The following is a 26,270-nucleotide window of genomic DNA, read 5'->3' on the forward strand; positions in this document are numbered from 1 at the left end:
AAACGAAAAATTTATCATTTTTTATCTTGATTGTCGGATTTTTGACCGCTGCAAAAATCTGGTTCTGGTGTTGGTTTGGTTGCATATGTGTGCATTAAGAGTGTGATCTCTCATGTACGATGAATTAAGATGATTTCGTTGCCAAGTTTGTTTACACTAGAACAAACCGATTGATTGAATCCCTACCTAGTCCTCGTGATTAGGTAGTTTTGTTTTGTCCAAAGAATGCTTTGGAATGAGGTAATAATGGAAAAAGTCCCAATGACACTGCGTGGCGAAAAGCAGCTACGTGAAGAACTCGACCGACTCTTGAAACTTCGCCCACAAATTTCTGAAGCGATTGCTGAAGCTCGTGAGCTTGGCGACCTGAAAGAAAACGCTGAGTACCACGCGGCTCGCGAAGAGCAAGGTATTTGTGAAGCGCAGATCCGTGATATCGAATACAAGCTGTCGATCGCTCAAGTGATCGATGTCACTAAGATGGAAAACACAGGCAAAGTGATTTTCGGCTCAACGGTCACACTGATCGATTGCGACACTGAAGAAGAAAAAACCTACCAAATCGTCGGTGACGATGAGGCTGATATCAAAGCGGGTCGCATTTCTGTCAGCTCTCCGATTGCTCGTGGCTTGATTGGTAAGATGGAAGGCGATGAAGTCGTGATTGCAACCCCAGGTGGTGAGCGCGATTTCGAAATTGATCGTGTTGAGTACCTTTAGTTGAGAGTATCTAAGTTAGTTGAGAGAATATAAGTCAGCAGGATGCTCGCTGAGCAACGACTTGAGCCAACCGCTCATCGGTGTGTTCAGAAAAGGTTTCAAGCAACAAAAAAGGTCGCAGCGCGACCTTTTTTGTTGGATTCAATACTCTACATTGCAATGAGTACAGCGGGTGTACCCAAACAGTGTGCCTACTTAAGTGCGTCTACCTAAGTTTTATCTACCTAAGCTTTATCTATATAAGTAAGAGGGAGCGTGAACCTTGGTGTGGCAAGTGACTTGTCCGCCGTGATGGAGTACCCATCGGCTCGGACGAGATTACTTGCGTGGAAGTTCGATTTTACGATCTTCAGATTGACGGAACAGAACAAGCGTTTTACCAATCACTTGGACTTTCTCTGCTTCTGTTTCACGCACGATGGCGTCGACAATCAGGTTTTTGGTGTCACGATCTTCAGAGGCGATTTTTACCTTGATCAGTTCGTGGTAGTTGAGAGCAATGTCGATTTCCGCTAGAACAGCTTCCGTGAGTCCGTTCGCGCCGAGGAGCACAACTGGTTTTAAGCTGTGTGCTAGGCCCTTAAGATGCTGCTTTTGTTTGGTGCTTAGGTTCATTACGCGGCCAATTTTCTTTAATATTAGGGTTGAAAAGCCCTATTTTAACGCCATCTATGGTGGAAGACTATCATTTATTGAGCGATGGTTAATTATCAAGCGGGCGGGAATGATCGAAAGATGAGTTTCCTTGCTCCAGAGTAAGCCGCAATAGGGTTTCCCTATTACAGCAATAGCTCCTATTTACGTCTTATTAGGATTAGAATGAGTAAACAAAAGCATTCGGCCAGTTCTGGTCGATGGTTGAAAGAACACTTCGACGACAAATATGCCAACGAAGCGAGAAAAAAAGGCTATCGCTCTCGCGCTTATTTTAAGATGGAAGAGATCCAAAGCAAAGATAAGCTACTAAAACCAGGCATGACTGTGGTGGATTTGGGCGCTGCGCCCGGTGGTTGGTCTCAATATGCTGCTAAAATAGTGGGGGACAGCGGGCAAATCATCGCGTGTGATTTGTTGCCGATGGATCCGATCGCTGGGGTGAGCTTTCTGCAAGGGGATTTTAGAGACGATGCCGTGCTCGAAGCCCTGCTAGAGCGAATCCAACCGTCTATGGTCGATGTGGTGATGTCCGATATGGCGCCGAACATCGCTGGTAATAACTCAGTGGACCAGCCAAGAGCGATGTACTTGGTTGAGCTCGCGTTAGATATGTGTCGACAAGTTCTAGCACCCAATGGTAGCTTTGTCGTCAAGGTTTTTCAGGGCGAAGGCTTCGATCAATACGTGAAAGAAGTCCGAGATTTGTTTAAAACCGTAAAAGTAAGAAAACCAGACTCATCGCGAGCACGCTCACGTGAAGTCTTCATCGTGGCTACTGGCTACAAAGGCTAATCAAGCTGGCCGCTAGTTACAAAGGTTAACTATTTGCTCTTTTTCGCAGCGGTTAACACTGTAGCTACAGTTTTCAAACTGTAGTACCCTACCTTTAATTACAATTAGTTATCGAGAGGCTGACACCTTGAGTGACATGGCAAAAAATTTAATTCTGTGGCTAGTGATCGCCGTAGTCTTGATGTCGGTATTCCAAAGCTTTGGGCCGGGAGAGAGCAACGGACGAGCAGTAGATTACACCACGTTCGTACAGGAAGTTGGCCAAGGCCAGATTCAGGAAGCAACATTTAAAGACGGCGAAATTACCTTCGTTCGTCGTGGCGGTGGCTCTCGTTATGTGACTTACATGCCCGTCTACGATCAAAAACTCCTCGATGACTTGATCAAACAAAACGTGAAGGTGCAAGGTACGCCGCCGGAAGAGCAAAGTTTGCTCGGTACTATCTTCATCTCATGGTTCCCAATGATCTTACTGATTGGTGTGTGGATTTTCTTCATGCGTCAAATGCAGGGCGGTGGCGGAAAAGGCGCGATGTCCTTCGGTAAGAGCAAAGCTCGTATGATGAGCGAAGAGCAAATTAAAACCACCTTTGGCGATGTGGCAGGCTGTGATGAAGCCAAAGAAGACGTCAAAGAGCTGGTGGATTACCTGCGTGACCCGAGTCGCTTCCAAAAGCTGGGCGGTAAGATCCCAACGGGTGTGTTGATGGTCGGTCCTCCGGGTACGGGTAAAACCTTGCTGGCGAAAGCGATTGCCGGTGAAGCCAAAGTACCGTTCTTTACCATTTCTGGTTCTGACTTTGTCGAAATGTTCGTCGGTGTCGGTGCCTCGCGTGTTCGTGACATGTTCGAGCAAGCGAAGAAAGCAGCTCCTTGTATCATCTTTATCGATGAGATTGATGCGGTAGGTCGTCAACGTGGCGCAGGTGTGGGCGGTGGTCACGATGAACGTGAGCAAACCCTGAACCAAATGCTGGTTGAAATGGACGGTTTTGAAGGCAATGAAGGCATTATTGTTATCGCTGCGACAAACCGACCAGATGTACTGGACCCAGCCTTGTTGCGACCAGGTCGTTTTGACCGTCAAGTTGTCGTGGGCTTGCCAGATGTACGTGGCCGTGAGCAAATTTTGAAAGTTCACATGCGTAAAGTACCGTTGGCGGGTGATGTAGAACCTTCATTGATTGCGCGTGGTACACCGGGCTTCTCGGGTGCTGATCTTGCTAACCTCGTCAACGAAGCAGCATTATTTGCGGCGCGCGGTAACAAGCGCAATGTCTCTATGGTGGAGTTCGAGCTGGCAAAAGACAAAATCATGATGGGGGCGGAACGCCGCTCTATGGTGATGTCTGAAGAGACCAAAGCGTCTACCGCTTATCACGAGGCAGGTCACGCCATCGTTGGCCGTCTTGTCCCTGAGCATGATCCAGTATACAAAGTGTCGATCATTCCACGTGGACGTGCGCTTGGTGTGACCATGTATCTGCCAGAGCAAGACCGAGTCAGTATGTCTCGTCAGCACCTTGAGTCGATGATTTCGAGCTTGTATGGCGGCCGATTGGCGGAAGAGCTGATTTATGGCCCTGATAAAGTCTCGACAGGCGCATCGAATGACATTGAACGTGCGACTGACATTGCGCGCAAGATGGTGACGCAATGGGGCTTCTCGGAGAAGCTAGGGCCATTGTTGTACGCTGAAGATGAAGGTGAAGTGTTCCTAGGACGCAGCGTAACGCAAACCAAGCATGTGTCTGATGATACCGCCAAGCTGATTGATGATGAAGTGCGCAAGATTATCGACCGCAACTATGACCGTGCGAAGAAAATCTTGGAAGACAACATGGACATCATGCATGCGATGAAAGATGCGCTGATGAAATACGAAACCATCGACGCGGGTCAAATTGATGACCTGATGGAGCGTAAAAGCGACATTCGTGAGCCTGCAGGATGGGGAGATAACGCCTCAAACAAGAGTGCAGCCGAGCCTGTCCAAGCCGATGAAACGGTGGAAAACAGTAGCAGCGAATCAGCTGAAAAAGCGCAACCTGCTGAAGAAGGCACTGAGAAAAAAGACTCAGAATAATTTCTGTTAATGACCAAACCCCGAGGCAACTCGGGGTTTTTCTGTTTATGATGATTCTAAAAGCAAACAATAAAATCCTCGATCTCTCCACACCTCAGGTGATGGGGATCCTTAATGTTACGCCCGATTCGTTTTCTGATGGCGGCCAGTTTAACTCCTTAGAGCGCGCTCTAGAGCAAGCGCAGCGTATGATAGACGCCGGTGTGACCATCATCGATATCGGTGGTGAATCCACGCGTCCAGGGGCTCCGGACGTGAGTTTGGACGAAGAGCTTGCGCGCGTGGTACCTATCATCCAAGCGATTCGCGCCCGCTCTGATGTGTGGATCTCTATTGACACCAGTAAAGCACAAGTCATGGCGCAAGCGATAGCGGCAGGTGCGGATATCATCAATGACGTCCGTGCGCTGCAAGAGCCAGGAGCGCTAGAGGTAGCGGCTCAATCTGGGCTGCCGATTTGTTTGATGCATATGAAAGGCCAGCCGCGCACCATGCAAGCAAACCCGAGCTATGATGATCTCTTAGTGGAGGTGGGCGAGTTTTTGCAAGAGCGCATGCAAACTTGTCAGGCGGCAGGGATTGATAAAGCGCAGCTGATCCTCGATCCTGGATTTGGCTTTGGCAAAACCCTTGAACACAACTATCATATGCTCGCGCATCTTGAGCAGTTCCACCGTTTTGGTTTGCCTCTCTTGGCGGGCATGTCACGTAAATCGATGTTATTTAAACTGCTCGACAAAGCGCCGGCTGAATGCATGGCGGCGAGTGTCAGCTGCGCGACAATCGCAGCGATGAAAGGGGCGCAAATTATTCGTGTGCACGACTACGAACAAACGCTTGATGCCATGAAGGTGGTTGAGATGGTCAAAGCGAACCATTCACCTTCTGCGGCGATAAAATAAAAAGATAAGGACTCACCATGTCTGATAAAAGACGTTATTTTGGAACCGATGGGGTACGCGGCAAAGTTGGCCAATACCCCATCACCCCTGATTTTGTATTGAAACTCGGTTGGGCGGCTGGCCAAGTATTGGCAAAGCAAGGCACGAAAAAAGTCATCATTGGCAAAGACACGCGTATTTCTGGTTACATGCTAGAGTCAGCCCTTGAAGCTGGCCTTGCTGCTGCAGGTTTGAAAGCGACCTTTACCGGCCCAATGCCTACGCCAGCGGTGGCTTATCTGACACAAACTTTCCGTGCTGAGGCAGGCATTGTTATCTCTGCATCACACAACCCATATTACGACAACGGGATTAAATTTTTCTCATCAGAAGGCACCAAGCTGCCCGATGAGGTAGAGCTCGCAATTGAAGCGGAGCTCGATAAAGAGATTGAGTGCGTAGAATCGGCCATGCTGGGTAAAGCGAGCCGCTTGAACGACGCAGCAGGGCGCTACATTGAGTTTTGTAAAAGTACCTTCCCGTCGTCATTGAGCTTAGCCGGGCTAAAAATTGTCGTCGATTGTGCTAACGGCGCGACTTACCATATTGCGCCAGCAGTCTTTAGTGAACTCGGTGCTGAAGTGATCGCGATGGGTGTGGAGCCGAATGGCACCAACATCAACCATGAAGTCGGTGCGACCGATGTGCGTGCGCTGCAAAAACGTGTTGTCGAAGAGCAAGCTGCGCTGGGTCTCGCCTTTGATGGTGATGGCGATCGCATCATCATGGTGGATCATCTGGGCAATAAAATTGATGGTGACCAAATTGCTTACATCATTGCGCGAGATGCGTTGCGTCGTGGTGAATTAAAAGGCGGCGTGGTTGGCACTTTGATGACCAATTTGGGCATGGAAAATGGCCTCAAGGCGTTAGGGATTCCTTTCGTTCGTGCGGCTGTCGGTGACCGCTACGTGATGGAGCAGTTGATCGAAAAAGGCTGGCGTATTGGTGCGGAAAACTCTGGCCACGTTATCTTGCTTGATAAGGTGACCACTGGTGATGCGATTGTCGCAGCGCTGCAAGTGTTGGCATCAGTGGTGGGCAGTAAACTCACTTTGAACGAGTTGTCGCAAGGTATGACACTGTACCCGCAAGTGTTGGAAAACGTGCGTTTCTCGGGCGACTCTAACCCGCTAGAAGCGAAAGCCGTACAAGAGAGTGTGGCACAAGTTGAAGCCGAACTGGGTGATAAAGGCCGCGTGCTACTGCGTAATTCGGGCACTGAACCTTTGATTCGCGTTATGGTGGAAGGCGAAGATGCTGAGCTGGTTCAAGCGAGCGCCCTCAAAATTGCCGATGCGGTGAAAGCGAGCTTTTAATCGCTCTCGCGTGTGAAGATTTTCCCGACCAAGTGGCTAGCTTCACTTGGTCGGGAAACCCAAACGAGGCTTTTTCTGCGCACTAATCCGTTACTATTCACCGATTCTCATTACCCCCGTTTTCTCATGAATCCGTTTGTCATGAATAAAGGATAACGAACCGATATGTCTTTGTTAAACACTGGCTACCTCCATGAGATGGGCATTGATACCTACCAACTTGAGCACCCCTCACGTCTTCATGGCGTAGAGCTTAGCCCTATTACACTGGATGATGACTGCTGTTTGTTGTTGGTATCACCTGTACTGCCTCAAGGCAGCGACGCTCTGTTTTTGCAAAAGGTGTTGCAAGCGATGTCATTGACCCTTGAGAATGTGCGCCACGTTTATCCTCATCAGGTGATGGTCGTTAATAGAGAGGCGTTGACATGGGTTTGGTATGCCGGTTGTGATGCTCACCAATTTGAGGGCGTGAAAACCTTGGTGTCGCCAGAGTTAGCTGCGATTGATGGTAATCAAGTGGAGCGCCGCGCTTTGTGGCAGCAAATCCAAACGGCTCTCAAAGGAGAATAACATGGCACTGGTTCCATTAGCGCCAACGCACCTTGATGAGGTGTATCGCATTGAGTGTGCCGCGCATTCACATCCTTGGTCTGCCAACTTGATTAACGCCATTGAGAGCCGCGGTGCGTGCCATCATGTGCTTGAGGTGAGTGGCGAGGTTGTGGGCTATTTTTACGCGCAGAATATTGTGGGTGAGGTGACGTTACTGAACATTGCCGTCGATCCCGCCAAGCAAGGACTGGGCTTTGGCCGAGTGCTTATTGAAGGCTTCTTGTCGATGTGTGAGGGCGAGGGTGCTGATAGCGCTTGGCTTGAAGTACGAGAAAGTAACCAGGTGGCGTTAGCTCTCTACCAAGAAGTTGGCTTCAATGAGATTGACCGTCGCGTCAACTATTACCCAACGAGCAAGGGTAAAGAAGACGCTATCATCATGAGTTATCTGTTTTTCTAAGCTTTTTTGCTTCAGCTGATGACTTTATTAACGCTGAGCGAACTTCGCGTCTTCCGGTAGTTCTAGCGGGTAATAGTTGGCCTCGAAGCGGCTTTTCAGCTCACTCGCTGGCAGAGGCTTATCGAAAATGTAACCTTGGAATTGTTCGCAACCCAGTTTTTTCAGCGTCTCCAACTCGTATACATCTTCCACCCCTTCTGCGATGACTTCCAAGTTCAAACGCTGCGCCGTCATGATGATGGTATCGACAATCGCTTGGTCACTTTCGTCTAAATGCAGTTGGGTGACAAATGAACGGTCAATTTTAAGTACGTCTACCGATAAATGCTTTAAGTAGCGCAGTGATGAGTAGCCGGTGCCAAAGTCATCAATCGAGGTTTTGAGATTAAACTCTTTGAGTTTAACCATCTTTTGAATCGCGCCTTCCACATTCTCGAGCAGCAAGTTTTCAGTGATTTCCAGTTCGATGCACTCTCCACTGATCCCTGCTTGCGCTAAGGCTTCATTGATGTGATCAACGAAGGACTCTTGCGCGAACTGAAGCGGACTGATATTGATCGCCAAGCGGCGGAAAGTGTCTGGCAAGATGCCCTGTTTTTTCCACTTGGCATACTGGTAGCACGCTTCCTCAATAATCCAATTACCGATTTGAAGGATCTGGCCGGTCTCTTCCGCGACCGGCATAAACACGCCCGGAGGCAATAGCCCTTTTTCGGGGTGGTTCCAGCGAATTAAGGCTTCAACCCCGATAATTTGATGTTTATCACTGACCTGAGGTTGATAATAGAGTTCAAGCTGTCCTTTATTGATTGCCTCATGCAACCCCTTTTCAATCTCTAGGAAGGATTCGACTTGCGCCTGCATTTCAGGCTCGTAGAAGGTGTACTTGTTCTTACCTGCCACCTTGGCGCGGTACAAGGCGGTATCCGCTTGGCGCAGCACGTCAATGTTGGTACAGGCGACCGAAGGAAAGGTCGCGATACCCACACTGACGGTACAGTAGAGTTGGTGATCATCAATCGAATAGGGGTTTGAGATCAGTGCAAGCAGCTGCTGAGCTAAACTTTTGGTTTGCTCTGGGCCCACGTTGGGCAGCAAGATCGCAAACTCATCGCCGCCGATCCTCGCCGCGGTGTAGCCTTTTTGCTGCCACGAGACAATACGCTTGGCGATCGCTTTGAGCAGTTGATCCCCTATGGTGTGACCGAGCGAGTCATTGATGGTTTTAAAACGGTCTAAATCCAAGTAAAACAGCGCGCCGGTTTGATTGTTGTGTACCGCTTGGTCAATAGACTTGCCTAGGGTTTGCATCAATAAGCTTCGATTGGCCAACCCAGTGAGCGAGTCGTAGTACGCGAGCTGATTGAGCTTCGCTTGCGCGACTTCACGGTCTTGCCATAGGGAATGGAAGGTCTTGGCAAGGTGACCGAGCTCATCGTTACCTTGAAGCGGAGGAGGCGTGGTCGCACTGTGCTGGTCATTGAGTGAGCGTACCCAATTAAGCAGAGTAATCAGTGGTTTAGACAGTTTTTTGTAGAAAAAGATCAGCAAAATAGTGGTCAGCAAAATATTGCGCAGCAAATCAAACAGTAAGATTTTGCTGGTTTTGGCGATAAACTCGCGCGCAATGCTGATGCCGTTCACGGAGAAGCTGAGTGAGCCTACCACAACATGAGAGTTTGGCTGATGGAGATCGGTCTGATAGACCGGCGATGTCGGCGTGAGATAAGTCGCCACCAGTTCAGCAAAATCCCCTTGGCGTGTCACGCTGCGCTCATTACGGGTCAGGGTATCGCCAAAGTCATCGATGATTTCCACACGGTAGATGGCGTTATCCATCATCAGCGTTGAGGCCACTTGCTCGGCCAACAACTGGTTAAGATGATAGGCCGCTTGACTCGCATTAGAGTAATTTTGCAGCAACTTGAACTGATAGTGATCTTCGATACGTTGCTGCTCTTTCGATACATCAACAAAAATCTGATACAAGCTGAAGCAGACGCCCAGCAGGACAGATACCAAAAACACCGTTTTTGCTTGGCGGATGGCTAACGAATTGATCTTTATAGTCTCGGACATAGCTTCTACTTGTGAGATGTACTTCTTAAGTTATAGCTCATATTTATTGATAATCTAATCTATCGACGAAAAGCGTGACTTTTCAATTCATCTTTTTGTATGAAGTTGCTGATTGCATCAATATAAGCGAGAATACCGCGCAAAATAGAATCGAACCCAGAGTGGTTTAGGCTCGGTATGACCGAGAAAAACGGCTTACAGATAGTTAAGAAGACCTGTTCATGTCAAATACCCCATTTCTAAGCGAAGTGTCTAAACGTAGAACATTCGCGATCATCTCGCACCCCGATGCGGGTAAAACCACCATTACTGAAAAAGTGTTGTTGTTCGGACGCGCCATTCAGACCGCCGGTACGGTGAAAGGACGCGGCTCCGCTCAGCATGCCAAATCAGACTGGATGGAGATGGAAAAAGAGCGTGGCATCTCGGTGACCACCTCTGTGATGCAGTTCCCGTACAACGAATGCTTGGTCAACCTTCTCGATACCCCAGGGCACGAAGATTTCTCGGAAGATACCTACCGTACGCTGACCGCTGTTGACTCATGTCTGATGGTGATTGATGCCGCGAAAGGTGTCGAAGATCGTACCCGCAAGCTGATGGAAGTGACGCGTTTACGTGATACCCCAATCGTGACCTTCATGAACAAGCTTGATCGTGATATCCGTGATCCTATGGAGTTGCTGGATGAGGTCGAAAGCGAACTGAATATGGCGTGCGCGCCAATCTCATGGCCGATTGGCTGCGGTAAAGAGTTTAAGGGTGTTTACCATATTCACCGTGACGAAACGATTCTTTACGCAACAGGCCAAGGCCACACGATTCAAGAGCAGCGCATCATCAAAGGGTTGGATAACCCAGAGCTAGACGCAGCTGTCGGCAGCGAATTGGCGGAGCAACTGCGTGAAGAGCTCGAATTGGTCATTGGTGCTTGTCCTGAGTTTGATCAAGAGCTGTTCCTTGCCGGTGAATTGACGCCTGTGTACTTCGGTACCGCATTAGGTAACTTCGGCGTTGATCATATGCTTGATGGCCTGACTGAGTGGGCTCCGGCACCAATGCCGCGTGACGCCAATGAGCGTAAAGTTGAGGCGTCAGAAGAGAACTTCAGTGGATTTGTGTTTAAAATCCAAGCCAATATGGACCCGAAACACCGTGACCGCATCGCCTTTATGCGTATCGTGTCGGGGACATACAAGCAAGGTATGAAGATGAACCACGTTCGTCTTGGTAAGCAAGTGAACATCTCTGATGCGGTGACGTTCATGGCGGGCGATCGTTCTCGCGCTGAAAACGCCTACGCAGGTGACATCATCGGTCTCCATAACCACGGCACCATCCAGATTGGTGATACCTTTACTCAAGGTGAAGCACTGAAGTTCTCGGGTATTCCAAACTTCGCTCCTGAGTTGTTCCGTCGTATTCGCTTGAAAGATCCTCTTAAGCAAAAGCAGTTGCTCAAAGGCTTAGTGCAGCTTTCAGAAGAAGGGGCCGTGCAGGTATTTAGACCTTTGCAGAACAACGACTTGATTGTAGGCGCCGTCGGTGTCCTTCAGTTTGATGTGGTGGTTGCGCGCTTGAAAGCGGAATACAACGTGGAAGCGATTTACGAAGGGGTTAACGTGGCGACTGCACGTTGGGTTGAGTGTGAAGATGGTAAGAAGCTCGACGAGTTCCAGCGCAAGAACCAAGTCAACTTAGCCCTCGATGGCGGTGACAACTTAACTTACATCGCACCAACCATGGTTAATCTGAACCTGGCCAAAGAGCGCTTCCCGGATGTTGAGTTCCATGCCACTCGTGAACACTAATACCACGCCTTGAGACTGGAAAAAGTCGCTGAGGTAATCAGCGTCTTTCATCGCGCAGAGCCTTGAAGGCAGACGATAAAAAAGGGTTGATGCATACACATCAACCCTTTTTCCGTATATCTAAGCGATAGCCTTACTTTTTCTTGCTGGCGCTCTTTTTCTTCGTTTTAGTCAGGCTTTTCTTCTTGTCGTCTTTTTTCTTGTTCTTTTTCTTAAACACCGGTTTTTTGTGTTTTGGACGTAATTCTTTAATAAAGCGCTCTTTGATCTCTTCTTTCACGTAGCGAGCGACGCGATCCATCATGGGTTGATCGTGCGCTTCTACCAGTGAGACTGCGTTGCCTTTCTTGCCTGCACGTGCGGTACGGCCAATGCGGTGCAGGTAAACATCTGCGCTGCGTGGCAAGTCAAAGTTGATCACATGGCTGACATCCGGAAGGTCAATACCACGCGCGGCGACGTCGGTGGCGAGCAGTACGTTGACCGTGCCATCGCGGAATCGCGCAATGGCGTTGTTGCGGCGATCTTGTGGCATTTCGCCTTGGATCCACGCACAAGGGATCTGCGCTTTTTCCAGTTCGCCACGTAAGTCCGCCAAACGTTCGCGGGTTTTTAAGAAGATGATGCTACGTTGAGCTTGCTCGGTGATAATGGTTTTGAGTAGCGCTAGTTTGTGCTCCATATCATCCGCACGGTGATACCACTGAGCGATTTTCTTACGTTCGCGGCGTGATGGCTCGGCATCAATTTCTGCTGGATTCGTCAATAGATCAGTAGTGAAACCTTCCACACCTCGGCCTTCGAGCGTGGCAGAAAAGAGCAGAGTTTGTTTACGCCAACGACATTCATTTGAAAGGCGGTCAACCGTTGGACCAAAGCCCATGTCGAGCATTCGGTCAGCTTCATCGAGGATTAACCATTCAATTGCTCGACAATCAAATCGCTCCGCATTGATGTATTCCATTAAGCGGCCCGGGGTTGCCACAACGATATCTTGGGTCTTTTTCAAAATGTCGGCGTGCTCTTCATATTGAACGCCACCAGTAATGGTGAAGATGTTGAGATTGGTGTTTTTTGCTAAAGCGCGCGCTTGATCTGCCACTTGCATTGCCAGTTCACGTGTCGGCGTTAAGATCAGCACGCGTGCAGGCCCAGGTTTACGGCGTGGGAAATCTTGCAAATATTGCAGAGCGGGTAGCACGAACGCCGCTGTTTTACCTGTTCCTGTGGGCGCAGACGCGAGAATATCTCGACCATCAAGGGCGTGTGGAATTGCTTCCGCCTGAATCTGGGTTGGGCGGCTGTAACCCATCTCTTCGATGGCTTCGAGTAGATTGTTGTCTAGCTCAAGTTCGGCAAAATTTTTGATCACTCTGGTCTCTCCACAAGCGCACGAAATGGTTTTTATCCCTCTATTTTGGCCTCAGGGATAACAAAGGTCGCATAGTATAGTGTCTTTGGTGATAAGGATCACACCTTAATTACGGCATCTTTAAATAAAACGCTCTCGTCAGGGAGACAAAATCTTCGCTGTACTCAGCTCCGTCATGGATCAGCAGTGATTGAGACTGGCACTCACCTGCGGTGTGTTGCAGTTCAAACATCAGGCGACTGACGGGTTTAGTGGCTGTGGTGCGTACTTCACACCGCCTTCTTAACGACCAACCCATATTCTGCGCTAACTCGATAAACGCTTCCCCTTCCACTTGAGGCAAGATGAAACTGGCGGTGCCAAGAGGCGCGAGCAGTTGCTGACATCGTCGCAATAAAGGTTCGTGTGCCAATGTATCGGCATGCCTTGCGATGGCGCGAGCGGGCGCTTTGGCAGACTCGCCAGTGGTGAAATAGGGCGGATTACAAATAATCGCGTCAAAAGAGTCTGGGAGTTCGGCGCTGAGGATATCACCTTGAAGAAGACGTAATCTGCTGTTCCACGGACTGGCGCTGAAATTACTTTGAGCGGCGCAAATGGCGTGATGGTCAATATCTATCGCGCATATCTGTGCATCTGGGTTGCGCTGAGCGCACATCAAGGCTAATAGCCCCGTTCCAGTGCCGATATCGAGTATTTGATGTGCGTGCTCTATCTGCGCCCACGCGCCGAGCATGACACCATCGGTACTGACCGGCATCCCCGATTGTCCAGACTGAATAGAAAACTGTTTAAATGAAAACGCTTTAGTGGCTTTGATGGTCATTGGAATCTTATGTTGTCATTGAATGTTATGGTGGTGACTTCAGTGGTTGTTAATGATGTGTATGGTTTTTCGTTCTTCTTGCTGCGGTGCTGCTGGTGATTTTGATTGGTATTAAAATCCAATTTTTACTCTTCAACTAGTGATTACTGCTGTATATCTGAGTGTACTCTAAATTTATATGGTGTTTTTCGCCATTCGGTTGCGAAAGCGACACGGTTTGTTCATCATGCGCGCCTTATTTTAAAGATGGAGTGGGTCAATGACATCACTCTCCATTCACAACATCGATATCTCCCATCAGGTTATGGGGTAGCCGAGTTTACTCGATACTGCCGTCATAGTCGCATTGGGAATAGAAGTATAAGAAGGTTCTCTCGTGAATCAGAGTTTAAAAATCACAGATATTCTTGCGCTCGGCTTCATGCTGTTCGCGTTTTTTTTAGGTGCGGGTAACATCATCTTTCCACCGATTGCCGGTCAGTTTGCAGGCGACAATGTGTTCCCTGCAATGATGGGTTTTCTCGCGACGGCTGTCGGTTTGCCACTGGCAACGATCATTGCGATCGCCGTAGCCGGTGGTTCATGGGATCATCTGACAGAGCATTTGCCAAAGCGCGCTGCTGTGGTGATGGCGGTACTGATTTTCGTCATTATCGGCCCAGCGTTCGCGGCTCCTCGTACTGGTTTGGTTGCCTACGAGATGGCGATCAAACCCTTCTTGGCTGACGCCGCGCAAATGCAGTTGACCATGTTCTCCATTCTCTTTTTTGCGGTTGCGGTGTTCTTTGCTTGGTCTCAAGGCAAACTGATTGATGTGATTGGTAAAGTGCTGACGCCGGCGCTGTTTATTGGCCTGATTGTCTTGGCCGGTGCGGTCTTTATTGCTCCTCAAGGCGAGATTTTAGCGGCGCAAGGTGAGTATTTAACTCACCCATTGCAAAAAGGATTTCTGGAAGGCTATAACACCATGGATACCTTTGGCGCCTTGATGTTTGGGGTGTTGATTGTTGATGCGCTGCGCCAAAAAGGCATCACTTCACAAAAAGCGACCTCAAAATACCTGATCAGTGCAGCCTGCATTGCCGCTGTGGGACTTGCGTTTGTTTATATCTCACTCTTCTACCTCGGCGCGACCAGTTCTGCAGTTGCAGCAGGAGCGGACAATGGTGGTGTAGTGTTAAGCTTGTATGTTCAAGCGCTGTTTGGTCCGTACGGTCAAGTGGTTCTCTCTGTCATCGTGTTGCTGGCGTGTTTGACGACGGCGATCGGCCTTATCTCTGCGTGTTCTGACTATTTCAGCTCGCTCACTCCGCTCTCTTATAAGCAGTGGGTGATCATTAATGGTGTGGCGTGTGCTGTGGTGGCGAACGTCGGCCTGGCACAACTGATTGCCCTTTCAGTACCTGTGCTGTTTGCGCTATACCCGGTTGCTATTGCTCTGATTGCGTTGACCTTTATGCGTAGCAAGCTCGCGAATCCAGCTATGGCATATCGTGTGGTGATTCTTGTTGCTTTGCTGTTTGCGCTTATTGATGCCGCTAAGGTGGCTGGATTGGATATGTCAGCACTGAGCATGTTGCCGCTTTTTGATGTCGGCATGGGCTGGTTGCTGCCAACGGCGGCGACGATGGTGTGCATGATGTTCATCGGCCAATCTGAGCAAACGTCACTGGCACAAGACAACGCCTAACCGCTCGTATTTCTTTGCGCTGAATCCCTTGTCATACCCTGTGTGACAAGGGATTGTTGTTTCTGGTCCAGTGCCAGTCCTGTTCAAAAAATTCCTGTATCTTCGTCACACTTTTCAGTACAATTCTTCGGTTAAATTCTACTCATCAATGTTGAGCAAACATGTTTGAAATCAATCCAATTAAAAACCGCTTACAGGACGTGTCTCAGCGCACTTTAGTCCTGAGGGGGTATCTTTGACTATGACGCCAAAAAAGAGCGTCTAGAAGAAGTCAACGCAGAACTGGAACAACCAGATGTCTGGAACGAACCTGAGCGCGCACAAGCGTTAGGTAAAGAGCGTGCGGCGTTAGAAGCTGTCGTGGAAACCATTGATCAGCTCGACCAAGGGGTTGAAGACGTTGATGGTTTACTTGAGCTTGCGGTCGAAGAAGACGATCAAGAAACTTTCGATGAAATCGAGCCCGAGCTTGCGGAACTAGAAGCGAAGCTTGAACAGCTTGAATTCCGTCGTATGTTCTCTGGCGATCACGATGCGTCTGATTGCTATATCGACCTGCAATCTGGCTCGGGCGGTACCGAAGCGCAAGACTGGACGTCGATGATGCTGCGTATGTACTTGCGTTGGGCAGAAGCCAAAGGCTTCAAAACCGAAGTGATCGAAGTGTCAGAGGGTGAAGTGGCGGGCTTGAAAGGCGCGACGGTGAAAATCTCTGGCGAGTATGCCTATGGTTGGCTTCGCACCGAAACTGGCGTGCATCGTCTAGTCCGTAAATCACCGTTTGACTCTAGCGGCCGCCGCCATACTTCGTTTGCTTCTGCGTTTATCTACCCAGAGATTGATGACAACATCGATATCGACATTAACCCTGCGGATTTGCGCATTGACGTGTACCGTGCGTCCGGCGCGGGTGGTCAGCACGTTAACACCACCGAATCGGCGGTACGTATTACTCACGTACCCACCAACACGGTCGTGCAATGTCAGAACGATCGCTCTCAGCACAAGAACAAAGATCAGGCGATGAAGCAGTTGCGCGCTAAGCTCTTTGAACTTGAGATTCAAAAGCAGAATGCAGAGAAGCAGGCCAACGAAGACGCGAAGTCTGACATTGGTTGGGGCAGCCAGATTCGTTCTTACGTCCTAGATGACTCGCGCATTAAAGATCTGCGTACCGGGGTAGAAAACCGCAATACACAAGCGGTACTGGATGGCGATCTAGACAAATTTATTGAAGCTAGCCTGAAATCAGGCCTGTAAGCTTTTCACCGACACTCAGAAACGAAACAGGATACATCGAAAATGACTGATGCTGTTCAAAACGAAAATCAACAAGACGTCCTTTCACCTGAAGAAAACAAGCTGATTGCTGAGCGCCGCGCGAAGCTGGACGCTATCCGCAAGAGCTGCAAGGCAAATGGCCATCCTAATGACTTCCGTCGTGATGCACTAGCGGGCGATCTACAAAAAGAGTTCGGTGAGAAGAGCAAGGAAGAGCTAGAAGCGCTCAACCACGTGGTGGCGATTGCCGGCCGTATTATGGCTAAGCGTGGTCCGTTCCTTGTGATTCAAGAGACATCTGGCCGTATTCAAGCGTATGCGGCAAAAGACGTACAAAAGCACCTTAAAGAGCAATACCAAGGCTTGGATATCGGTGACATCATCGGTGTCAAAGGTGCGCTGCATAAATCCGGTAAAGGCGATCTTTACGTAAATATGGAAGAGTACGAATTGCTGACCAAGGCGCTTCGTCCACTGCCAGAGAAATTCCACGGCCTGACTGACCAAGAGATGCGTTACCGCCAGCGTTACGTTGACCTGATTGTCAATGAAGATTCACGCCAAGCGTTTATCATTCGCTCTAAACTTGTTTCTGCGATCCGGAACTTCATGAGCTCAAAAGGCTACCTCGAAGTAGAAACGCCAATGATGCACGTCATCCCTGGTGGTGCGACCGCTCGTCCATTCGTGACGCACCACAATGCGTTGGATATCGACATGTACCTACGTGTGGCGCCAGAGCTATACTTGAAGCGTCTCGTTGTGGGCGGTTTTGATCGCGTATTTGAGATCAACCGTAACTTCCGTAACGAAGGTCTATCGCCACGTCACAACCCAGAATTCACCATGATGGAATTCTACCAAGCGTACTCTGACTATAAAGATCTGATGGATCTCACTGAAGAGATGCTCAGCACAGTGGCAATGGATGTTCTTGGTTCTACTTCTATGCCTTACGGTGATGAGACGGTAGAGTTTGGTGGTACGTACGCTCGTATGAGTATGTTTGAAGCTATCAAGCACTACAACCCAGATCACGCTGAGATCCAAGCACTAACAGAAGCGGACTTGCAAGATCGCGAGAAAATGGTCGCGATTGCTAAATCTGTTCATGTTGACGTGGAACCGTTCTGGACGTGTGGTCAGCTACTTGAAGAGATCTTCGGTGAAACGGCTGAACCTCAACTGATTCAGCCAACCTTTATTACCGGTTACCCGGCGGATATTTCGCCTCTGGCTCGCCGTAGCGATGACAATCCGTTCTTTACTGATCGTTTCGAGTTCTTTATTGGCGGCCGTGAAGTGGCGAACGGTTTCTCTGAGCTTAACGATGCAGAAGACCAAGACGCACGCTTTAAAGCGCAAGTGGACGCGAAAGATGCTGGTGACGATGAAGCCATGTATTACGATGCAGACTACATCACGGCACTTGAGCACGGCTTGCCACCCACAGCGGGCCAAGGGATTGGTATTGATCGCCTAGCGATGCTGTTTACCAACACGCACACGATTCGTGACGTGATTCTGTTCCCAGCCATGCGTCCGCAAGCGCAATCTTAATCGGATACGCGATTGACGGTAAAAACCACCTTCGGGTGGTTTTTTTATGTCTGGCTAAGGTGAAAAGAGAAAGAGTAATAAATTATGTGAATGTTTTTTAGATCTGTATCTCAAGCTCATATGTAAGATGTGGCATTATCTGAATAGTCTTAACATTAAGACAGACACTCTGCGAGAGTCTCTATAATGTAACTAACCAGTGTCGCATTTTCGATGAGTGGGTGTTATTTGAATGGTCTTAAGGGGTGAGATTGTTCCTCTTATATATTTGCCATCCAGCCTTACTCACCGCTGGCGAAACCGCCGATAGCAGTGGCACAGTAGTAGAATAATAGTGATAAGGAATAGCGTCATGGGAAATCAATTCCGCATGGATTCCGTTCCGGGATCGTTAGTGGTCGTAGGAGGAACGTATGAGCCCTGGTTGTCAGTGCTGGAACAAGTTGGCTGGCGGTGTACCCAAGTCGCGGATTTAAGAAAAGCCGATAGTCTGTTCAACGAAACCGGACCTTGTATCGGTATTGTCGATTTAAGTCATGATGAGTTTAGTCTCAATGGCATTGCGAATTTGGTGAGTAATCATAAGCAGGTACGTTGGCTCGCCTTTATTCGTGAGTCACAGCTGAGCTCCGACACCATCTGTCAGTTTATCGTCAACTTCTGTATTGATTTTTTCACCGCTCCGATCCCTGATGCGCAACTGCTCAGCACCATAGGTCACCAGTTAGGGATGCTTAAGCTTGAGCAGAAGGTATGGCCTTACTACGGCAACAATAGTGATATGGGGCTGATTGGTGACTCTATTCCAGTCAAACGCCTACGCGATCAGATTAAACGCATCGGGCCTACCGATGTCAGCATTCTGATTTACGGTGAAAGTGGTACGGGCAAAGAAACGGTGGCCAGAGCGGTACACAAGACCTCCTCAAGAGCCAACAAAGAGTTTGTTTCCGTCAATTGTCGAGCCATGTCGGAGAGTCGGATTGAAAGCGATCTGTTTGGTCTTCAACGTCATGACAGTGATGAGCCTTGTTTGCTGGAAAAAGCCCATGGCGGAACCGTGTTGTTGAACGACATTCTCACCTTGCCCAAATCTCAGCAAGTGAACTTACTGCGATTCTTGCAAGAGGGGACGATAGAAACCAGAGAGGGCCCAAAAGAAGTCGATGTGAGGATTCTTGCGGCGAACTCAGCGGATATTGAGAAAGCTTTGATTGATGGAGACTTCAATGAGGAGCTTTATCATTACATCAATGTGCTGCGTATCAACGTTCCGAGTTTAAAAGAGCGTGCTGGGGACATTGCGATTTTGGCGCGTCATTTCTTGCAGGAGTACTCTAAGGAATACAACGCCCAAGCGCGCAGTTTTACTGAAGAGGCGTTGCGAGAGCTCACTCGTTACCATTGGCCTGGTAACGTGCGGGAGCTGATGAACCAGATTAAGCGCGTGGTGCTGATGTCCGACAGTGTGATGCTAGACGATCAGCAATTGGATCTCCCTAAACGCACCGACGGTAAACGAAGTTTGAAAAGTATCCGTGAGCGAAGTGAGCGCGATGCGCTGTTGTTGGTGCTTGAATCCCATTCGGGACAAGTGTCGATGGCGGCCAAAGAATTGGGTGTATCGCGTGCCACTATGTATCGTTTGTTAAACAAACATAATTTGATCAGTGACGCGACTGTTTAATTGATTGTTTTGTAAATAAAAAGCCATGCTTCGATTGCATGGCTTTTTGCTATTGGCTCAACAGGATCTGCCATCTATAAGATATTCACAGTTTGAATATCTTATATTCAGGGAGAATAAAAACATGATTCAGTTGAAAAACGTGTTTTTAACTTTCCATTAATAAATCGGTTGATTAATCATCCTTGGTGGTTAGAATTTAACCATGAGCTCAACGCTCTACACACCCAACGGATTCTTTATTTTTGCTAGGAGGCGCACAATGACACATTTCATCATGACACCCGTGTTTACCCTTTGTGCCTCTGACGCCGTTAGCGCCGCGATGATCATGACAGATTGGTCTCACACCCTATCTATGTCTGATATCGCCCGAAAACCGGCCCGCACACAATAACGTATCCGTATCCTTTTTCTTTTAATTGGCTGCGGAAATGCAGCGAATTAAAAGTGATGGATCACACGACTCTTTCCTCATTTTTGCTTCCATGTGTTTCCCCAGCAACGTTTAGACTGGAGATTTCTCATGAGTCATTCTGTATATCTAAAACTTGCCACCCTACTTGTTAAAGCGGACTTGAGCCGAGAAGAGCGAGCTTGGAAACGAAAAATCAGACGCAGTGCGCACCACATCCCATGGGAGAACGCGCACCTGCTAAGAGATATTGGTTTGGAAAGCGATGGTCGTCCGATTGGCCTCAGTGAACCTGCCCACGTCAAAGCCGAGCGCCGTATTCGTCATCTTCGTCGTGTGCTGAGTACGCGAATACCGACGTAACGTTAGGGGCTGGTGTTGATGACCGTCAGCCCCTAAAACTGAGCAAAAAACCGACCGTGAAGGTCGGTTTTTACGTTTGTACGCCAGTGTGGTGAATACGCCCTTATGGGCAAGGGTTGGAATATTGAATACCAATCGCTTGCAAGCCATCAAGCAGTTCAGGGCTTAAAGTGATATCGAGACTGTCAATATTGGATTTCAACTGTGTCAGGCTGGTGGCACCGATAATATTGGAGGCGACAAACGGTCTTTGATTGACGAAAGCCAATGCCATCTGCGCGGGATCCAGCCCATGTTCACGCGCCAGCGAGACGTACGCCTGTGTGGCGGCGATCCCTTGTGGCGTAAAGTAGCGCACAAAGCGTTCGTACAAGCTGCAACGGGCGCCTGTGGGTTTGGCACCATCAAGGTATTTACCACTCAAACAGCCAAAGGCGAGCGGGGAATAGGCCAGAAGTTGCACGCCTTCGAAATGGCTGATTTCAGAAAGCCCGACTTCAAAGCTGCGATTAAGTAAATTGTAGGGGTTTTGAATCGAAACGATCCGTGGCAACTCATGCTTCTCTGCGAGTTTGAGCAGCGACATCACTCCCCAAGGAGTTTCGTTAGAGACGCCGATATAGCGTACTTTTCCTGCACGGACCAATTCCGCCAAGGCTTCTAGGGTTTCGATCAGGGTGACTTCCTGCTGCTGATCCGGATAAGGATAATTAAGCTGACCGAAACAGTTCGTCTGACGCTGAGGCCAGTGGATTTGATACAGGTCGACATAGTCGGTTTGCAAACGCTGCAAGCTATCATCAATGGCTTGGTGAATGTTACGCCAGTCGAGCCTCATGTTGTCACGGATATAAGGCACGCTACGTGGACCGGCGACTTTGGTCGCTAAAATGACTTTCTCACGCTTACCTGATTTTTTGAGCCAGTTGCCAATATAGGTTTCGGTTAACCCCTGGCTTTGCGCTTTGGGCGGTACCGGGTACATTTCGGCGGTATCAATAAAGTTGACGCCACGCTCTAAGGCATAATCTAGCTGACTGAATGCGTCTTGCTCTGTGTTTTGTTCACCAAAGGTCATGGTTCCAAGAGCAATCTGACTGACTTCGAGAGATGAGTGCGGTAACTTGTTGTATTGCATGAACCTTCCTAGTTTCCAGTGGAGATAACTCCAATATAGGGCAAGGTGTGGCTGGTGGATATAGGGTTTATTAACAATTTCGCAAAATTCTGCGTCTTGACTATCTTTAAGAGATCCAGGTTTTTAAGGGATGAAGGTGCGCGATGCAAAAAGTTCAGTTAGATAAATGGATTCACGGCGATCACAAAGAGAGTTATCAGCCGCCCAAGGTATTCGTTATCGGATGTTCCGATGTATCGCAATACTTGTTAGCGGTGGAATACAAGCATAAGCTCGAACCCATCAGAGAAGGAGAAGAACCCCTTCATTTTGATTCGATAGAGCAGGTAAGAGAGGCGCTGTTGAAACTCGGTGTTGAGCGCGCCTACTTAAGATTGCACAACACCTATGATGAGTGTGGCTCGGGCAGTGGACCTCGTTTTCACGATGTGGCGTTGTCGCTCACGACGCATTGAGCTGGCGCTAAATAAAATGACGAGCGAGTATGTTGGCGGTAAATTGCGTACGCAAGTAAAAGCCGCGAGGTAGCGTCTTGATGCGTTTTCCTGTTGCGCCGTAGGCGTCGGTTGAGACTCGACTGTTGGCGGCTTTCGGTCTGATTTGCAGGACTTCACCGTGCTTAGCGGTAATGTGGCTGACTTGGCCAAGTACGATCATCTCCATCAGCTCTTCCCAGTCCGCTCGCAATTGACGTTCTTCTTCGACACTTGGCGACCACAAAAGCGGGGAGCCAACACGCCGCTCTGGCAGTGGAATTTCTCGTTCCCCCTCAACCGGCACCCACAGTACCCGTGATAACTTGTTTCTGACGTGGCTGTTTTCCCATGTTAAACCATGCACTCCCGTTAAAGGGGCGACACAAACAAAGGTGGTTTCCAGTGGCTTACCGCTATAACTGATGGGAATGGTCTTAAGTTCAATCCCGAGATGCTCAAAGTCTTGCTGTGGTTTGCTGCCTGCGGTAGCGCCTAAATGCCATTCCAGTAATTGACCGACCCAGCCTTTGTCACGCTGTAGATTTGCCGGCACCGTCATCTGGGCTTCCTGGGCGAGTTCTGCAAAGGTGAGCCCTGCGATTTGGCTAGCTCGTTCAAACAGTTCTTGCTCGGAGTGTGGGGCTGGTTTCATCAATACGATTCCTTAAGGTCGGTGAGCCATTGTATCGAATCCATTCGAGCGATGAAATCTTGCTTGGGATCCCAAGTGGTGAAAGATCCTACTAAATAGACTTATCCACAGAATTTCATCGCCACTAAGCAATATTTTTAATATCTGGATCAATTAACAGGGGTTTTAGGGCTATTTTAGGCTTGATTTCTGCGGTTGTTGTTATTTTACACCTTGCCTGTGTGGATAAAGTGTCCTGTGGTGGATCTTTAACCGATCTGTGTTGTGCGTGAAATATGTCAGATAAAAAGGGATTGGTAATAAGTTGTCTTCTTCTATTATATTGTTTTTAAATGATTTTGTGGCGTAGCGTTCTTTCTGTTTTATTTTGCTAGGTGAGACTTGGCGGGAAAATGATCAGTTGAACCGAGATTCTTCACATAGTTATACACAGAAAAGGTGAATAAATGTGGGCCATGTCTCACAACTGTGTGAATAACTGTAGGGTTGACCGAAAAATATGCAGAGTAGGTGCGTGACGCCATAAATTGAGTGTGAGTCACAATAGGAAGTTTGCTCCGATTGGGGATATGTGGAAAAATCACTGTAATAAAAGATTTTACTAGAGGGTGGCCAGTGATAGATGGCGATGGTTACCGCTTAAATGTGGGAATTGTAATCTGTAACAACCATGGTCAGGTATTCTGGGCTAAACGATACGGACAACATTCTTGGCAGTTTCCTCAAGGGGGAATTGACGACGGTGAGACTCCCGAGCAAGCAATGTATCGGGAACTGTATGAAGAAGTGGGTTTAACAAAGAGTGATGTCACCATAGTGGCAACGAGTCGTCATTGGTTAAGGTATAAACTACCTAAACGGCTGGTTCGATGGGACTCAAAACCTGTTTGTATCGGGCAAAAACAGAAATGGTTCCTCCTGCGGCTAGATTGTGATGAAGCAAAGATCAATATGCAGCACGGGAGTTCCCCTGAATTTGATGGTTGGCGTTGGGTAAGTTATTGGTATCCGGTGCGACAAGTGGTTTCTTTCAAGCGTGATGTGTATCGCCGCGCAATGAAAGAGTTCGCCTCGATGGCAATGCCGTTCAAAGAACGCAGGACGAAAGGCAAACGTAAACACAAAAGAGGATAGACATGCTGTCTCAACTAAGGGAAATAGTTGAACAAGTTTCTAAGGTCGATGATGTGCATCAGGCCTTAGATGTATTGGTTAAGCAAACGTGCAACGCGATGAGTACGGAGTGTTGTACTGTCTATCTTGCAAATGAAGAAATGCAGCGCCTTGAGCTGATGGCGACTCAAGGTCTGCGCTTTAAAGGGGATAAAATCCATATCCGCTTTGAAGAGGGCTTGGTAGGTTTGGTCAAGCGCAGTGCTGAGCCGCTCAACCTCGCTGAAGCCTCCAAACATCCGGATTTCAAATACTTCTCCGAGCTGGGTGAAGAGATTTATCACAGCTTTCTTGGCACACCGATTATCCACCGTAAGCAAGTGTTGGGTGTTTTGGTGGTGCAGCAAAAGACGCCGCGTCAGTTTGACGAAATGGAGGAGTCCTTCCTTGTTACCCTAGCGGCGCAGCTTGCGGTGATTATTGCCCATGCTCAAACCCAAGGTCATTGGCGATTAGAGAAAAAGCAGCAAGCGATTCGAGGGCTGCCTGCCTCAAGTGGTGTGGCCATTGGTGAGTTCTGGTGGGACGATACTCAGCCAGAGTTATCTGAGGTGTATCCAGCTTCTACACTGGATATCGAACGAGAGCAAGAGTGGCTCTTACTGGCGATTGAAGAAGCGCTCGGCGATTTTCGTCGTATGCGTAAAAAGCTCGATAGTGAAATCAACAAAGACGCTTTAGCCATTTTTGACCTCTTTACCCACTTGCTTAACGACCCCATGTTGCGCAAAGATCTCAAGTCGCAAATCCAAAAAGGCGATAGAGCTGACTGGGCGTTGAGACAAGTGGTCGAATCCTACTCGAACCGTTTTGCCCGCATGTCGGATCTCTATCTACGAGAAAGGGCGCAAGACATTCGCGAGCTGGGTCAACGTTTACTGTTTTTCTTGCACAATACCGACAAAGAGCAGCAATTGATTGAGCGCCCAATCATCCTCGTGGTGCGTGAACTGACCGCTTCTTTGCTCGCCTCTATCCCTAAAGACAAGTTACTGGCGGTGATTGCCTTAGAGGGCGCGGCGAACTCGCACGCTGCGATTTTGTCGCGTGCGCTCGGTATTCCGGCCGTGATGGGCGTAAACCTCAATCTCAAAGCGATCAATGGTAAGCAGGGGATTGTCGACGGTTACAGCGGTAAGATTCTGATTTCACCGAGTAAACAGTTACTGAGAGAGTATCGCGCGCTGGTCAACGAAGAGGCGGAGCTGTCTAACTTGGTCAATCAGACCATTCAAGCTCCGGCTTGCACTCAGGATGGTGAACGAGTGGAAGTGATGCTCAATGCTGGTCTGAGCGCAGACACCAACATTGCCATCAATCAGGGCGTTGATGGGGTTGGCCTCTATCGAACCGAAATTTCTTTTTTGCTTCAGCACCGGTTTCCCTCGGAAGAAGAGCAAACCCAGCAGTATCAAGCGGTACTCAATAGTTATCCAGATAAACGAGTGGTGATGCGCACGCTTGATATCGGCGGGGATAAAGCCTTACCCTATCTGCCGATTGAAGAGGACAATCCATTTCTTGGTTGGCGCGGCATCCGTTTTACCTTAGATCATCCCGATATTTTCTTGATGCAGATACGCGCGATGCTACGCGCGAGCACGACGCATCATAACTTAAGTATTTTGCTGCCAATGGTATCAGGGGCGCAGGAGTTGGATGATGCCATCACGCTGATTGAGCGGGCTTATCAAGAAGTCAAACTGCTCGATGAGCGACTGAGCATGCCGCAAATTGGCGTCATGATTGAAGTGCCTTCGATGATTTATCTGCTTCCGATGATTGCTGAGAAAGTCGATTTTGTCTCTATCGGGACGAACGACTTAACTCAATACCTGTTGGCGGTGGATCGCAATAACTCACGCGTGGCCGATGTCTACGAATCTATGCATCCATCGGTGGTGATGGCTCTGGATCACATTCGCCGTACCTGCGATGAGTTAGGCATTCCGGTGTGCATCTGTGGTGAGTTGGCGGGCGATCCGATCGGGGCGATGTTGATGGTGGGGTTGGGGTATCGAAGCCTGAGTATGAATACCTCGAATGTCGCTAAGATCAAATATCTCCTCAGACATACTCAAGTCGATGAGCTGCAACATTTGGCGCAAAATGCGCTGTCACAAGCTTATGGAAAAGACATCTATGCTATGATGCAGGCCTTTTTTGAGCAGAAAGGTTTTGCCGGCTTTATTCGCGCAGGTAAACGATAGGATAGGC

23 protein-coding genes are annotated in these 26,270 nt (G+C 48.7%); 17 read left to right on the top strand and 6 right to left on the bottom strand.

Features of this window, described 5'->3' with window-relative positions:
- The first annotated feature begins 246 nt into the window (after nt 1-246).
- Nucleotides 247-720, top strand: coding sequence for a transcription elongation factor GreA (gene greA, locus AC6R1O_RS03125; RefSeq protein WP_500626631.1), 474 nt, complete (start codon nt 247-249; stop codon nt 718-720).
- 318 nt (nt 721-1,038) lie between these two features.
- On the opposite strand, the gene yhbY is transcribed toward greA, so the two are convergent.
- Nucleotides 1,039-1,335 carry a ribosome assembly RNA-binding protein YhbY gene (gene yhbY, locus AC6R1O_RS03130; protein WP_334554002.1) on the bottom strand — a complete coding sequence of 99 codons (297 nt, stop codon included), beginning with the start codon at nt 1,333-1,335 and terminating at the stop codon, nt 1,039-1,041.
- A 204-nt stretch (nt 1,336-1,539) separates the two neighbouring features.
- On the opposite strand from yhbY, the gene rlmE reads away from it, so the two are divergent.
- From rlmE to rimI, 6 genes are all read left to right on the top strand, one after another.
- A complete protein-coding gene (gene rlmE, locus AC6R1O_RS03135) occupies nt 1,540-2,169 on the top strand; it encodes a 23S rRNA (uridine(2552)-2'-O)-methyltransferase RlmE (RefSeq protein WP_334554004.1) in 630 nt (209 codons plus the stop codon).
- Between the two features lie 136 nt (nt 2,170-2,305).
- Entirely contained in the window at nt 2,306-4,255 is a 1,950-nt protein-coding gene (gene ftsH, locus AC6R1O_RS03140; protein WP_500656471.1) for an ATP-dependent zinc metalloprotease FtsH, read from the top strand.
- A 50-nt stretch (nt 4,256-4,305) separates the two neighbouring features.
- Nucleotides 4,306-5,157 carry a dihydropteroate synthase gene (folP, locus tag AC6R1O_RS03145; RefSeq protein ID WP_500632755.1) on the top strand — a complete coding sequence of 284 codons (852 nt, stop codon included), beginning with the start codon at nt 4,306-4,308 and terminating at the stop codon, nt 5,155-5,157.
- Nucleotides 5,158-5,174: 17 nt separating this feature from the next.
- Nucleotides 5,175-6,515, top strand: a complete 1,341-nt coding sequence (glmM, locus tag AC6R1O_RS03150; RefSeq protein WP_500632727.1) for a phosphoglucosamine mutase — start codon at nt 5,175-5,177, stop codon at nt 6,513-6,515.
- A gap of 165 nt (nt 6,516-6,680) precedes the next feature.
- Nucleotides 6,681-7,088 carry a DNA polymerase III subunit psi gene (locus AC6R1O_RS03155; protein WP_500632726.1) on the top strand — a complete coding sequence of 136 codons (408 nt, stop codon included), beginning with the start codon at nt 6,681-6,683 and terminating at the stop codon, nt 7,086-7,088.
- A gap of 1 nt (nt 7,089) precedes the next feature.
- Nucleotides 7,090-7,530, top strand: a complete 441-nt coding sequence (gene rimI, locus AC6R1O_RS03160) for a ribosomal protein S18-alanine N-acetyltransferase (RefSeq protein WP_500632725.1) — start codon at nt 7,090-7,092, stop codon at nt 7,528-7,530.
- A 27-nt stretch (nt 7,531-7,557) separates the two neighbouring features.
- On the opposite strand, the gene AC6R1O_RS03165 is transcribed toward rimI, so the two are convergent.
- Nucleotides 7,558-9,609, bottom strand: a complete 2,052-nt coding sequence (locus AC6R1O_RS03165; protein WP_500632724.1) for a putative bifunctional diguanylate cyclase/phosphodiesterase — start codon at nt 9,607-9,609, stop codon at nt 7,558-7,560.
- A 221-nt stretch (nt 9,610-9,830) separates the two neighbouring features.
- Between AC6R1O_RS03165 and prfC the strand changes: the two genes are divergently transcribed.
- A complete protein-coding gene (gene prfC / locus AC6R1O_RS03170) occupies nt 9,831-11,420 on the top strand; it encodes a peptide chain release factor 3 (protein WP_500632723.1) in 1,590 nt (529 codons plus the stop codon).
- A 133-nt stretch (nt 11,421-11,553) separates the two neighbouring features.
- Here prfC and srmB read toward each other — a convergent pair whose 3' ends face one another.
- The gene (srmB, locus tag AC6R1O_RS03175) at nt 11,554-12,792 is read right to left on the bottom strand and encodes an ATP-dependent RNA helicase SrmB (protein WP_500632722.1); all 1,239 of its coding nucleotides are present in this window, start codon (nt 12,790-12,792) and stop codon (nt 11,554-11,556) included.
- 109 nt (nt 12,793-12,901) lie between these two features.
- A complete protein-coding gene (locus AC6R1O_RS03180; RefSeq protein WP_500632721.1) occupies nt 12,902-13,618 on the bottom strand; it encodes a tRNA1(Val) (adenine(37)-N6)-methyltransferase in 717 nt (238 codons plus the stop codon).
- 376 nt (nt 13,619-13,994) lie between these two features.
- Here AC6R1O_RS03180 and brnQ point away from each other — a divergent pair, with 376 nt between their 5' ends.
- The 6 genes from brnQ to AC6R1O_RS03210 all read left to right on the top strand — a co-directional run bounded on the left by brnQ (nt 13,995) and on the right by AC6R1O_RS03210 (nt 20,614).
- The gene (brnQ, locus tag AC6R1O_RS03185; protein WP_500630106.1) at nt 13,995-15,308 is read left to right on the top strand and encodes a branched-chain amino acid transport system II carrier protein; all 1,314 of its coding nucleotides are present in this window, start codon (nt 13,995-13,997) and stop codon (nt 15,306-15,308) included.
- Between the two features lie 161 nt (nt 15,309-15,469).
- Nucleotides 15,470-16,568 (top strand): peptide chain release factor 2 gene (gene prfB / locus AC6R1O_RS03190; protein ID WP_334554024.1). Its coding sequence is split into 2 segments (ribosomal slippage): nt 15,470-15,544 and nt 15,546-16,568, totalling 1,098 coding nucleotides; the frame shifts between segments, so codons are not numbered across the junction.
- A 42-nt stretch (nt 16,569-16,610) separates the two neighbouring features.
- Nucleotides 16,611-18,149: a lysine--tRNA ligase gene (lysS, locus tag AC6R1O_RS03195; RefSeq protein WP_334554026.1), complete on the top strand. Its 1,539-nt coding sequence runs from the start codon at nt 16,611-16,613 to the stop codon at nt 18,147-18,149.
- A gap of 352 nt (nt 18,150-18,501) precedes the next feature.
- Nucleotides 18,502-19,836 (top strand): cyclic-di-GMP-binding transcriptional regulator VpsR, encoded by a 1,335-nt coding sequence (vpsR, locus tag AC6R1O_RS03200; RefSeq protein WP_500632720.1) that lies wholly within the window; start codon nt 18,502-18,504, stop codon nt 19,834-19,836.
- A 262-nt stretch (nt 19,837-20,098) separates the two neighbouring features.
- Nucleotides 20,099-20,233, top strand: a complete 135-nt coding sequence (locus AC6R1O_RS03205) for a hypothetical protein (RefSeq protein ID WP_334554030.1) — start codon at nt 20,099-20,101, stop codon at nt 20,231-20,233.
- Between the two features lie 129 nt (nt 20,234-20,362).
- On the top strand, nt 20,363-20,614 hold the full coding sequence (locus AC6R1O_RS03210) for a DUF1127 domain-containing protein (protein WP_500632719.1): 252 nt from the start codon (nt 20,363-20,365) through the stop codon (nt 20,612-20,614).
- A 103-nt stretch (nt 20,615-20,717) separates the two neighbouring features.
- Here the strand turns inward: AC6R1O_RS03210 and AC6R1O_RS03215 are convergent, their stop codons facing one another.
- Nucleotides 20,718-21,752 carry an NADP(H)-dependent aldo-keto reductase gene (locus tag AC6R1O_RS03215; protein WP_500632718.1) on the bottom strand — a complete coding sequence of 345 codons (1,035 nt, stop codon included), beginning with the start codon at nt 21,750-21,752 and terminating at the stop codon, nt 20,718-20,720.
- A gap of 143 nt (nt 21,753-21,895) precedes the next feature.
- Here AC6R1O_RS03215 and AC6R1O_RS03220 point away from each other — a divergent pair, with 143 nt between their 5' ends.
- Nucleotides 21,896-22,207, top strand: coding sequence for a DUF6482 family protein (locus AC6R1O_RS03220; protein WP_487901851.1), 312 nt, complete (start codon nt 21,896-21,898; stop codon nt 22,205-22,207).
- 7 nt (nt 22,208-22,214) lie between these two features.
- On the opposite strand, the gene mutH is transcribed toward AC6R1O_RS03220, so the two are convergent.
- The gene (mutH, locus tag AC6R1O_RS03225; RefSeq protein ID WP_500632717.1) at nt 22,215-22,880 is read right to left on the bottom strand and encodes a DNA mismatch repair endonuclease MutH; all 666 of its coding nucleotides are present in this window, start codon (nt 22,878-22,880) and stop codon (nt 22,215-22,217) included.
- Between the two features lie 615 nt (nt 22,881-23,495).
- Here mutH and rppH point away from each other — a divergent pair.
- Together rppH and ptsP are read left to right on the top strand one after the other, a co-directional pair.
- Nucleotides 23,496-24,014 (top strand): RNA pyrophosphohydrolase, encoded by a 519-nt coding sequence (gene rppH / locus AC6R1O_RS03230; RefSeq protein ID WP_334554039.1) that lies wholly within the window; start codon nt 23,496-23,498, stop codon nt 24,012-24,014.
- 2 nt (nt 24,015-24,016) lie between these two features.
- Nucleotides 24,017-26,263: a phosphoenolpyruvate--protein phosphotransferase gene (gene ptsP, locus AC6R1O_RS03235; protein WP_487901853.1), complete on the top strand. Its 2,247-nt coding sequence runs from the start codon at nt 24,017-24,019 to the stop codon at nt 26,261-26,263.
- Nucleotides 26,264-26,270: the final 7 nt, after the last annotated feature.

This window comes from Vibrio sp. R11-SG3-ISO3-SZ (assembly GCF_059834345.1).